Source organism: Streptomyces sp. NPDC029152, assembly GCF_055564355.1.
The window spans coordinates 1-10915 of the sequence record NZ_JBVHWR010000045.1 but is presented as its reverse complement, the minus strand read 5'-3'; the positions used below and the strand labels follow the sequence as shown (position 1 = coordinate 10915).

4 protein-coding genes and 4 pseudogenes are annotated in these 10915 nt (G+C 65.9%); 5 read left to right on the top strand and 3 right to left on the bottom strand.

The window, feature by feature from the left end; all coding sequences use genetic code 11:
- Positions 1 to 138 (bottom strand): annotated as a pseudogene (locus ACZ4V6_RS36200) (IS630 family transposase); the annotation flags it as partial.
- A 117-nt stretch (positions 139 to 255) separates the two neighbouring features.
- On the opposite strand from ACZ4V6_RS36200, the gene ACZ4V6_RS36195 reads away from it, so the two are divergent.
- The 5 genes and pseudogenes from ACZ4V6_RS36195 (at position 256) to ACZ4V6_RS36175 (ending at position 10326) form a co-directional block, all read left to right on the top strand.
- Positions 256 to 5787, top strand: coding sequence for a LamG-like jellyroll fold domain-containing protein (locus ACZ4V6_RS36195; protein ID WP_467835466.1), 5532 nt, complete (start codon positions 256 to 258; stop codon positions 5785 to 5787).
- Positions 5712 to 8183 carry an RHS repeat-associated core domain-containing protein gene (locus tag ACZ4V6_RS36190; RefSeq protein WP_467835468.1) on the top strand — a complete coding sequence of 824 codons (2472 nt, stop codon included), beginning with the start codon at positions 5712 to 5714 and terminating at the stop codon, positions 8181 to 8183. The genes ACZ4V6_RS36195 and ACZ4V6_RS36190 overlap by 76 nt, the downstream gene beginning before the upstream one ends.
- Positions 8184 to 8764: 581 nt before the next feature.
- A pseudogene (locus ACZ4V6_RS36185) lies at positions 8765 to 9093 on the top strand (helix-turn-helix domain-containing protein); the annotation flags it as partial.
- A 153-nt stretch (positions 9094 to 9246) separates the two neighbouring features.
- Positions 9247 to 9516: pseudogene (locus ACZ4V6_RS36180) on the top strand (TetR/AcrR family transcriptional regulator); the annotation flags it as partial.
- A 204-nt stretch (positions 9517 to 9720) separates the two neighbouring features.
- A complete protein-coding gene (locus ACZ4V6_RS36175) occupies positions 9721 to 10326 on the top strand; it encodes a hypothetical protein (protein WP_467835464.1) in 606 nt (201 codons plus the stop codon).
- 19 nt (positions 10327 to 10345) lie between these two features.
- Here ACZ4V6_RS36175 and ACZ4V6_RS36170 read toward each other — a convergent pair.
- Both ACZ4V6_RS36170 and ACZ4V6_RS36165 read right to left on the bottom strand, forming a co-directional pair.
- Positions 10346 to 10645 (bottom strand): annotated as a pseudogene (locus tag ACZ4V6_RS36170) (transposase); the annotation flags it as partial.
- Positions 10646 to 10685: 40 nt separating this feature from the next.
- Positions 10686 to 10915 (bottom strand): transposase (locus ACZ4V6_RS36165; protein ID WP_467835462.1); only part of this gene is annotated, 230 nt, incomplete at its 5' end.

The following is a 10915-nucleotide window of genomic DNA, read 5'->3' as shown; positions in this document are numbered from 1 at the left end:
CCGCACACTCACCCGCAGATCCTTCGCGATCGCCGCCGTCTTCTCGCCCGCCGCGAACCTCTCGCCGGCCTGAAGCCGGATCCCCTCACGAAACGCCCGACGCTCAGCGATCAGGCCCCCACCCTCTGGATACCTCACCTCATCGGCATACCGCGGGGATCATGAACCGTCACCACCCGACGACAACCCGAAAACCTCAGTAGGGAACGCTCCGGAACCACCTACTCATTCCTTGCCGGCGGTGCGCTGGCCTCGGTGACCGACAGCGCCGGCCGGGCGCAGCGTCTGACCCACGAGACGGCCAGCGGCGGGCAGCTGCGCACGGTCACCGACGTGCTGTCCGGCCGCTCCCTGTCCTTCACCTGGTCCGGCAACCACGTCAGCACGGTCGCCACCAACGCGATCGACACCACCACTCCCGGCCTGACGTGGCGATACACCTACACCGGTGACCGGCTGACCAAGGTGTGCCCTCCGTCGTCGACCACCAAGTGCTCTCTTTACGAATACGAGAACGGTTCGGTCTACCGCAGCGGGGTACTGGACGCGGGCCCTGACTCGTACTGGCGGCTGGGCGAGCGCGAGGGGTCTGCGGCGGCCAGCGAGGCCGTCTCGCGTACCGGCCTGGACAAGGCCGTCTACCGGGACGTGCAGCTGGGAACAGAGCCCGCGCTGGCCGGCGCCGACGACACCTCGGTCGGCTTCGACGGCACGGACTCGGTGATCGAGCTGCCCTTGGACACCTTGAAGGCCACTGCCTTCCCGGCCATCGAGTTGTGGTTCAAGACCAGCACGCCCTCGGGTGTCCTGGTGGGTTTCCAGGACGCCGAACTGGGTGAGAAGCCGATCTCATGGCGGCCAGTGCTGAACATCGACGGGGCAGGCAAGCTGCGAGGCGAGTTCTACCTGGCCGGTGTCTCCGGCGCGACACCGATCGTGTCGACGCAGCCCGTGACCGACGGGCAGTGGCACCATGCCGTGCTGACCAGCGGCGCGGCCAAGCAGAGCCTGTTCCTCGATGGTGCCCTGGTCGGTTCACTCGACGGGGCCCTCATCGAGCAGGGCAGCGACTACGCATACCTGGGTGCCGGCTACGCCAGCGTCGGGTGGAACGGACTGGCCGCGGGCACCTACCGCTTCAAGGGCCAGATGGACGAGGTGGCCCTCTACAACCACCCGCTGGACCGTGCCACGATCAGCGAACACTACGCGGCCCGCGCGGCCATCGGGCAGATGACCAAGGTCACGCTCCCGTCCGGTCGCGTGCACGCCACAGCCACCTACGACCGGGTGACCGGCCGGCTGACCGAACACACGGACAACAACGGTGGCACCTGGAAGGTCGCTGCCCCCACCTACTCGACCGCTTCCTCCTCCTACGCCGACGCGATCCAGCGCAGCGGCCCCACCGGGTACTGGCGCCTGGGCGAACGCAGCGGCGCCCAGGCCACAAGCCCACTGGCCGACGAACTCGCCGGCAGTTACCTCGAAAGCGTACGGCTCGGCAGCGCGGGCATCTTCTCCGACGGAGACGACACTGCCGCGGCGTTCACCGGCGACGGAGCAGTTGAAGTGCCCGTGGAGTCTTTGGGCACGAAGACGTCGATGTCGCTGGAGCTGTGGTTCAAGACCAACGAGCCAGGCGGAGTACTGGTCTCCAACCAGAATGCCGAGTTCGGCGACACACCGGCCTCGGGCTGGACACCGATGCTGCTCATCGACTCCGACGGCAAGCTGAGGGGAAGATTCTCCTTCGCTGCCAGCGCCCTGACATCGAAAATCGCCGTCACTGATAACGAATGGCATCATGTCCTGCTCGCCGGCAACGAGGGCATACAGGCCCTTTTCCTCGACGGCGACTACCAGGCCAGCACCCAGACGGGCGTCGATACTGTCCGATTTGCCCATGTCTTCGTGGGCGGTGGCTACTCCTCGCCCGGCTGGGACGGGCAGGCCGCTGGATATCGCAATTTCACCGGGCAGATCGACGAAGTCGCCTTCTACGACAAGCCTCTCGTGACGTTCCTCCGGAACTTCTCCGACGGCAAAGTGACCTGGACCTACCCGTGGTGGGCGAGCGCGGCCGGTTACACGGACACACCCAACCGACACATTCAGGCACGGAAGGCGCTCACCGAAGGCACGGGTGCCCAATACCAGGGCGTTGCCGTCGCGGACGCGCCTGCCGCGTATTGGCGACTCGGTGAAGCCGAGGGGATCACACTGCACAGCGAGGTCGGCGGCCCAGACATGAACGCCGTATACCAGCCGGACAGCGGCACCATACGCTATTCCCGGCAGGACCAGCCTGGCGTGTTCGGAACCGGCGACGACCGTGCCATCGACCTCGGCAGCACCGGTCACATCGAGATACCCGGCTCGATCCCCGCTGGCAGCACCGACCTGTCGGCCGAACTGTGGTTCAAGACGTCCAACGCGTCCGCTGTGCTGATGAGCTTCCAAAACGCCCCCATCGGCCAGAAACCGACGTCCTGGCGCCCAGTCCTCAACATCGACGGCAACGGCAAACTCCGCGGCGAGTTCCAGCTCACCGGCGCTGGCGCACCTCCCATCGTGTCCGCACAGACCGTGACGGACAGCAAGTGGCACCACGTCGTACTGTCTGCCACCGCTTCAACCCAGACCCTCTACCTCGACGGGGTCAAAGTCGGCGCCCTGACCGGCCAACTGGCCGACTCAGGCATGCCCCACGCCTACATCGGCGGCGGCTACGCCTCCTCCGGCTGGATGGGCCAGCCGGAAGGCACCTACTACTTCCGCGGCACCATTGACGAGGTCGCCCTCTATCGCAGCGCTCTGACCCCCGGCCAGGTCGCTGCCCACTACCGGGCGCAGGCCGAAGCAGCCTCCTCGGGCCTGACGGCCACGGTGGCAGTGACCGATCCGAAGGGGAGGACCAGCAGCACCAGCTATGACGCCCTGCACGGCCAGCGAATGGTCTCGCACAGGGACGAGACGGGCGCGGTCACCTCGTACGCCTACGACACCGCCGGCAGCCTGCACACCGTCACCGATCCCAACGGCCACACCACCATCACGGGCCATGACGCCCGTGGGAACACCGTGTCGGCCACTACCTGCCGCGACGCCGACTCCTGCTGGACGAGCTTCACCTCCTACTACCTAAACGCGGACGACCCGCTCGACCCGCGCAACGACAAGCCGCTGACCTACCGCGACCAGCGCTCCAGCGACGCGAGGGACAGCCGCTACCGCACCCAGTACATGTACAACAGCCTGGGTCTTCCGACCACAGTGGTCAGGCCGGACAACAGCACCGCCACCACCACGTACACCACCGGCAGCGAGGCAGCGGTCGGCGGCGGAACCACCCCAGCAGGTCTGGTGCTGACCCAGACCACGCCCGGGGGAGCCAAGACGTCCTACCGCTACTTCTCAAGTGGCGACCTGGCCGAGTCCACCGCTCCCTCGGGACTGGTCACCTCATACACCTACGACGGCCTGGGCCGGAAGACGTCCGAGAAGCAGGTGTCCGACACGTTCCCGAACGGTGTGAGCACCACCTACGGCTACGACACTGCCTCCAACGTGGTCGCCGAGACCGGCGCCGGAGTGAAGAACGAGATCACCGGCACCACCCACACCGCGAAGATCACCCGCAACTACGACGAGGACGGCAACCTGCTGTCCGAGACGGCAGCGGACACCACCGGCTCCGACCCTGCCCGCACCACGGCCTACCACTACAACGCGTACGGCCTGAACGACAGCATCACCGACGCAGAACAGAACACCACCCGCTACGAGTACGACGCCCTCGGCCAGGCCATCGGCATGACCGACACCGCAGGCACCCACTTCACCTACAGCTACACCCCACGCGGCCAGCACGCCACCACCGTCCTGGACGACTGGACCGGTGACCCGCCGGGCGCCGTCAAGGACCTGACCGTGGTCTCCAACGCCTACGACCCGGCCGGACGCCTGGCGTCCACGACAGACGCGATGGGCGCGACGACGACGTACACGTACTTCGACGACGGGCTGCCGGCCACCACCACGGCCCGGCAGATCACCCAGGCCGACGGCAGCCGACACGACATCGTGCTGGAATCCAACGCCTACGACCCGGCCGGCAACCTGATCAAGCAGACCACCGGCGGCGGCACCACCGAGACGTACACGGTCGACGCCCTGGGCCGCACCAAGACCAGCGTCCTGGACCCCGGCGGCCTCAACCGCACCAGCACCTTCACCTACGACGGCGACGACCGCGTCAAGCAGGCCACGCAGTCCATCACCGGCGACAAGAAGCTCACCACCACCTCGGAGTACGACACCGCAGGCAACCCGACCAAGCAGACCGTCACCGACGGCACCACCACCCACACCACGACCACCACCTACGACGACCGAGGCCTCCCGCTGACCACGGTCAGCCCACGCGGCAACACCCCCGGCGCCGACCCGAACGCCTTCACCACCAGCTACCGCTACGACGCCCTGGGCCGCCTGGTGCAGGAAACCGCTCCTGAGGTGCAGACCGAGGAGAACGGCGCCGCAACGACGACCGCCCGGCCGACCACGGTCACCGGCTACAACACCTTCGGCGAGGCCACCCACGCCAAGGACGCCCGCGGCAAGACAACGCGCAGCGAGGTCGACCTCCTCGGCCGCACCACCGCCGTGACCCTGCCCGACTACACCCCGCCGGGCACCACCAGCGCCCTGACGGCAACCACCCGCACCACCTACACCCCGCTCGGACTGCCGCAGACGGTCACCGACCCGCTGGGCCGCACCACCCGCTACGGCTACGACCAACTCGGACAGCTGACCAGCACCACGGACCCGGTGGCCAACGCCGCCGACGCCCTGGCCGCGACGGAGACCGACCCGAAACTGATCCTCGGGCCCACCATGAGCACCGAAGGCGGCGGCGTCACCCGCCACACCTGGACCCCGACCGGCCTCCAACTGTCGACGACCGACCCGACCGGCGCCCGCACCGAGGCCACCTACGACGAACTGGGCCGCCAGCTGACCGCCACCACCGTCGAACGCCGCCCCACTCCGCAGAACCTGACCAGCCGCTACACCTGGGACGACGCCGACAACCAGACCGCGTCGACAACCCCGGCCGGTGTCACCACCACCAGCACATACAACGCCGCCGGTGAAGTCCTCTCCGTGACCGACCCGGCAGGCACCACCCGGTTCGGCTACGACGGCCTCGGCCGCCAGACCGAAACCACCGACCCCACCAACCGGCGCACCACCACCACCTACGACACCCTCGGCCACCCCACCGCGACAACGGACTACGGCACCGGCAGCACAGCCCTGCGCACGCAAACCGCCGAGTTCGACGCCGACGGCAACCTCACCGCGGCCATCTCCCCGCAGACCAAGGCACGCACCACCTACACCTACGACGCCCTCGGCCGCATGACCCGGCTGGTCGAACCGGTCTCCGCCACCGAGTCCATCACCACGACGTTCGGCTACGACGCGGCAGGCAACCGCACCAGGCTGACCGACGGCCGCGGCAACAAGACCCTCCACACGTTCAACACCTGGGGCCTGCCCGAGTCCACCATCGAACCGCCCACCCCGACGCGACCGACCGCACCTGGACCACCGTCTACGACAAGGCCGGACAGGCCGTCACCGAGCACCTGCCCGGCGGCGTCACCCGCCAGCGCACCTACGACGCCCTCGGCCGCCTCATCCACGAGACAGGCAGCGGAGCAGAAGCCACCACCACCGACCGCACCCTCGGCTACGACCTCGCCGGCCGACTGACCTCTGTAGGCGTCACCGGGCCCCTCAACCCGAACACCTACACCTACAACGACCGCGGACAACTCCTCACCGCAAACGGCCCCGCCGGCACCGTCAACTACACCTACGACGCCGACGGCAACATGACCGAACGAACGGACGCCAAGAACACCACCAGCTACGGCTACGACCCGGCCGGCCGGCTCGAGTGGCTGTGGAACGAGATGACCGGCGCCGACATCTGGTACTCCTGGGACGCCGCCGGCCGCCCCGTCATGGAGCGGTACGCCATCCAGCCCGAAGGCTCCACCGCGTGGACCGAGTCGGCCCGGCGCAGCTACGGCTACGACAGCCTCGGACGCCTCACCGACGACATCGTCACCACCCCCGACGAGCAGACCCAAATCACGGCCACCACCTACGCCTACGACCTGGACGACCAGCTCACCTGGAAGGAAACCACCGGCACCGCCGGAGCAGGCGAGGACGTCTACGGCTACGACCAGGCAGGACGCATGTCCTACTGGACCCACGACAACAAGACCACCACCTACACGTGGGACGCCGCCGGCAACCGCACCAAGGCCGGCACAGCCACCGCCACCTACGACGCACGCAACCGCCTGCTGACCGACGGCTCCGCCACCTACACCTACACACCACGCGGCACCCTCAACGCCGTCACCAAGGCAGCCACCACACGGACCCTCGCCTTCGACGCCTTCGAACGCAAGATCACCGACGGCACATCCACCTACACCTACGACTCCCTCGACCGGGTCTCCAAGCACGGGAGCGCCACCTTCCGTTACGACGGCGGCTCCAACAACCTCCTCGGCGACGGCACCACCGACTACAGCCGAACCCCCAGCGGTTCCCTGCTGGCCAGCGCCAACAGCACCACCACCCAGTGGTCCCTCACCGACCAGCACACCGACCTCGTCGCCGGCCTGTCCACCGACGGCCTGAAGGTCACCGGCTCCACCGCCTACGACCCCTTCGGCACTACCACCGCCACCGAAGGCGGCATGCCCAACCTCGGCTACCAGTCCGGCTGGACCGACCCCGCCAACGGCGACGTCAACATGGCCGCCCGCTGGTACCAGCCCGGCACCGGCACCTTCGCCTCCCGCGACACCTGGCAGCTCGACCCCGACCCATCGGCTCAGGCCAACCGCTACAACTACGCAAACGGCGGTCCGCTGAACGGCACAGACCCAACCGGCCATGTCTGCATCTGCGGCGGCGGCACCCCCCTCCTGCGCGCCTGGGGAGGAGCGCGAGGCTCCGCGAGCAGCCGAGGCGCTGGCGCTGCCCCGAAGAACAGAGCCCGACCCAATCGGAGAGGCTCATCCAGCGGGGGCAGGACCTCGACCAGCAGCCGCGCCCAGGCCCGGAAGAACGCCAGGGAACTGGACCGCTGGGAAAAGCGGTACAACTACCGGTATAAGGGGCAGGCAAAGCCCAGTCGCGGCACCGGCTCGAATCGTTGCACCTATAACTGCTCGACGCGCACGGGATCTCGTACCAACAACTCCGTCCGCGGCAGCAGCAGTGCTCCCAAGAGCACAACCTCCCGCACCGGCACCATCAAGCCGCCCAAGCCGCCCACGCCTCAGAACCCCAACCGCGGCAGGTCCCCGGTACCAGCACCTACACGTACCCCGCCGAAACCAAGTGTCGATATCGCGCACGTTCAGCAAAGTTCCCTTTACAGTGCAGTCGTCGTCGACAAGAGGGCGACCAATGCGGCTTTGGTCAGGGGAATCGGCGCTGATCCGTACACACCCGAGGACAGAATCAGTCTCAATACTCTTCAAGATATGTTCCCGGACGAAGATATCGACCCGGATCTCGGTTACGGCAAGTCCGGTGCGGACCCAAATGCTCGACGTACTCGCAATTCTTGTTCTCGAGACTTTCCGTCGACCGACCCGGCTTTCTACTACGCCCCCATGACCCGCTTCGGGGCTGGAGCTGACGAGTGCAGAGCTACTGGAGCAGCGGCCTTCATCAATATGTATGACTTGCGGCCGTGGCGCCTCGACCCGAAATGGAAGCCGGCAGGGTACAATCGACTACCAGCAAGCAACCGAGCCGCCCTGCATCTCGTTGCGAATCAGCTGGGAGGGTCCAGGGAAACGCTACGCAACTTCGTAACGGGTTACCAAAATCCCGCAAATTCGCCACACATGCGAAGTCTTGAGAATGACATCGCCGTGGCGGCAAGATACCAGAACGTTGCACTTGGTGTTCTCCCGGTTTATCACGGTACTGACCCTGCAATACCGACCGAAATACGCATGTATGCGATAGGGGATGGAGGATTCCGTCTAAACTGCACGGTATATAATCGTGCATCCGGTGGTTACTCCTGCTCCGAAAGGTCTTCCGGTGGAAATCTCTCTGTTCCGTGAACTCCTGGGTCCTCCGCTTCTCAACGGTGATCCGGAACTTGACTGGCACGCTATTGAGCAACGCTCACAGTTGATGCTTCCGGACGATTACAAGCAGTTCGTTTCAATGTACGGTCCAGGCGTTATCAACGATCAACTCTACCTGTTCCATCCTCGGGCGGCAGGGGGTCAAGATGGGCTGCCCCTCACGCTATTGTGGGAGCAAGCCGCTTCTGCATACTCGGAATTGGCTCGAGGGAATCCAGAGCTGTACCCCTACGCCATTCATCCCGCGCCTGGCGGATGCGTCCCTGTTGCCCGTTCGATATCCGGAAACCACGTTTTTCTAGCCCCCCCGGCTGGTGGTGGAATGCAATGGTCAGTCGTTGTTGAGATGGGGGAGTGGGTCGAGGTTCCTCTATCCTTCACAGACTTCCTGTGGAGCTCGCTGTGCGGGGAACTCGAGATACCTGTGCTCGAGGGTGTCCCATCGTTTGAAGCAGTTGGCACCGTCGAGCCCTGAAAACACTACTGACCTTGAACGGGTAATGTCGTCCTGCCTTGGTTGAAGGCCGTTCGGTACGTGCGCTGCTTGAGTGTGTGTGAGATATGCGCAAGGTGGCGGGTTGACCGACCGGGAACGGGCGGCCCGGGAGCGGATTCGGCTGGAGGCGGGGGCCCGGGGCGAGGCCGGGCAGACGAACGCCCGGATCGCGGCGGACCTGCGGGTCTCGGTGCGGTCCGTCGAGCGGTGGCGCAAAGCATGGCGGGAACGGCGTGAGACCGGCCTGGTGTCGAAGGGTTCGCCCGGTCGGCCGCACTGTCGGACGTGCAGATCGCCCGGCTGGAGCGGGAGCTGTCCCGGGGACCGCTGGCGCACGGCCGGCCGGACCAGCGGCGGACGTTGGCCCGGGTAACTGAGGTTTTCGGGTTGTCGTCGGGTGGTGACGGTTCATGATCCCCGCGGTATGCCGATGAGGTGAGGTATCCAGAGGGTGGGGGCCTGACCGCTGAGCGTCGGGCGTTTTGTGAGGGGATCCGGCTTTACGAGTTGGTGCGTGATAGCGGGTGAAGCGTGCTGGTCCGTTGGAGGACCGCTGTTCAGGCACAGGAACGCCACCTGATCGCGTTGTTCACCGGCAGATCACACAACGGGAACACTGTGACGTCGCATCAGGCGCAACGCCTAGCCACCGCGCTCAGGGCGTTGTTCGTCGGCCTCAGTCAGGGCGTCATCCTCGGCCTCGCCCACGGCGCCGACGAGCAGTACTTCGCCGACGCCGCCCGTGCTCTGGCCTCCGACGTAGCCGTCATCGATCCCGACACGTCCTCTGAGCACTGCGGCTCGGAGTGACCACCCGCCGCGCACTCGCCACCGCACCCCGCCCTGTCATCGCTGTCAACGACACCTTGCTGCGGTACCGGATAACGCACCGCTCACGGACAGGGCGCTGTGCACGGTCGGCCAATTCAATGCACCATGATCGATTCCCCCGGTAGCGTCCGTACATCGATGTCCCGATGTGATGTGCAACGAAGACAGGGCGGGTGCTTCAGTATGAAAAAGGCATTAGCGGTTGTGACGCTGGTGGTGTCCCTTGCAGTGGCGGGGTGCGCAGAAGCCGGAGGCGACCTAGATTCCTGGCCACCGCAGGCCGTGAGTCAGGTACCGGGGGAGGATGGCGCCACGGACCCAGCGCTACGGCAGATCGGCGAGACCGTCACGCTCAAGGACGACGAAGGTCGCCCCATGCAGGTCACACTCACCGGTATTGCCTACCGGGATGCCTTCGCCAAGGACAAGACGCTTCCCTTGAATGGGAAGTACGCGCTGGCCGTCGCCTTCACCATGAAGTCCGCGACGGGCGGGACCCTCGGTCGGCAGACGGACAACCACATCAAGTGGGCGCGGGGCCCGGAGATGACCGAAGCCTGGGACTACACGGATGCGCCTTGGCAGGGCTGCATCGATGCCTTCACCCCCTACGCGACGGTCAAGGCCAATGAAGAGTACAAGGCCATCACTGACCTCAACGTGCCCGTGAAGGGTGGAAAGCTGTTGATTGAGGACCAGTACGGCAACATTGCCCGATGGGCTCTGCCGGAGGCGGATACGGGTACCGGCACAGAGCCCGCAACGAAGTTCACCACCCAGAATTGCTAGGGCCTGTGTGATGTCGTGATCAATCGGCTGCTCGCAGGAGGTCCTCGAGCCAGATCATCGAGGCGCGGAGCTCGAGGCCGGCGAGGTAGCTCTCGGGTGTCTTGTCGTATCGGGTGGCGATGCCGCGCCAGTTCTTCAGCCGGTTGATCAGACGCTCGACGGTGTTGCGTTCCTTGTAGAGACCGGCGTGGTGGCTGACGGGCCGCCCGCCCCGGCTGCCCTTCTTCCTGCGGTTGGCCACCTGGTCCTTCTTCTCCGGGATGACCGCCTTGATGTGGCGTTTCCACAGATAGGCGCGGTTGGCGCGGGGGGAGTATGCCTAAGAGGGCGTTTAAAGTGGACAACTTGCCGTTTACGTCCTAGTACGTCCCTCGCCAGGTGGGTATTGTCTCGTCCGTTATGCGCCTGGTGAGGTTGTCGATAGAGGCGATGTGGATCATGGCCTCGGAGCTGGCGGTGAGGGTCTCGTAGTCGCGGGCGAGGCGGCGGTGCATCATGATCCAACCGATACTCCGCTCGACCACCCAGCGTCTTTTCACGAGCTGAAAGCCGCGGGTCTCCGGGCTCCTGTTGACGACTTCGACGTCGA

Coding starts and splice junctions, on each gene's coding strand:
- ACZ4V6_RS36175 (WP_467835464.1), top strand. CDS start 9,721: ATGAAAAAGGCATTAGCGGTTGTGACGCTGGTGGTGTCCCTTGCAGTG.